General features: G+C 72.3%; 3 protein-coding genes. All 3 read left to right on the forward strand.

Annotated elements, in window-relative coordinates:
• Window positions 1–355 (forward strand): hypothetical protein (locus IEY55_RS31760; protein ID WP_229686960.1); only part of this gene is annotated, 355 nt, incomplete at its 5' end.
• On the forward strand, window positions 352–528 hold the full coding sequence (locus IEY55_RS31765; protein WP_189062283.1) for a hypothetical protein: 177 nt from the start codon (window positions 352–354) through the stop codon (window positions 526–528). The genes IEY55_RS31760 and IEY55_RS31765, both read left to right, overlap by 4 nt.
• The coding region (locus IEY55_RS31770; protein WP_373290093.1) for a replication initiator at window positions 525–880 on the forward strand (356 nt) is incomplete at its 3' end. The genes IEY55_RS31765 and IEY55_RS31770, both read left to right, overlap by 4 nt.

Genomic DNA, 880 nt, shown 5'->3' on the forward strand with positions numbered 1-880 from the left:
CGGTTGTGCGCAGGCCGCGCGCGTGATGGCTGCTGGGCTGAGTTACGGGGAGTTGGCGGTGGCGGTCGCGTGGTCGGGTGTGGAGCTGCCGCGTGAGGTGACCACGTTTGAGGACGCGGTGCGTCTGGCGGCTGTGGGCATCCTGCGGCGCGGTGTGGGGGCGATTCGGGAAGCGGACCAGCGGGCGCGGGCGTTGCGGTGTGCGGGTCGGGTGTCGGCGGCGTCGGCGCTGTATGGCGGTCTGCGTCGGGAGGACCTGGCACACGCGATTGCGTTCGCCACGGTGGCCAAGCCGGTGACGGTGCCCGAACTACGGCCCGACCGGGGCGTGGAGGCTGTGGCGGTGATCGCATGACCACGGCAACACAGATCCACTGTGGACAGTGCCAGGGGTCGGGGGCGCATCCCTGGCGGTGGAACGAGCGGTGCGCGGGGTGTGGCGGCCGGGGCTGCTATGTGGTGATGCCGGAGGCGGCGATCTTGGCGGCCCAGCGCGCGGCGGTGGCCCGGGTGCGGGGTGCGGCATGACGGGCCGGGGTGTGGTGGGGCCGGTGGCGGGCGGTGTGTCTGCCGCCGGTGTCCCGGATCAGGATGCGCAGTTGGTGACCTTGATGCGCTCGCCCGGGTTCCGGGTGTGGCGGCAGCAGGTGAAGGCCACCGGTGGGTGCGCGAAACCGGTGCGCTTGTTCGGGGAATGGGCGCTCGAGAACGCCTCGGGGGCGCGGCTGGAGGAGTACCGGGGTGGGCTGTTGGTGGCCTGCAACAACCGCCGGTCCAGCGTGTGTGAGCCGTGTTCGGCCCGCTATGAGGCCGACGCCTTCCACCTGGTGTGTGCCGGCATGGTCGGGGGCAAAGGGGTGCCGGAGCGGGTGGGGCGTCA

The organism is Longimycelium tulufanense (genome assembly GCF_014645795.1).
In the GTDB taxonomy this organism is placed as follows: domain Bacteria; phylum Actinomycetota; class Actinomycetes; order Mycobacteriales; family Pseudonocardiaceae; genus Longimycelium; species Longimycelium tulufanense.

What these genes read in the sequence shown, in the direction of transcription:
- IEY55_RS31765 (WP_189062283.1), top strand. Translation starts at nt 352, where the DNA reads ATGACCACGGCAACACAGATCCACTGTGGACAGTGCCAGGGGTCGGGG.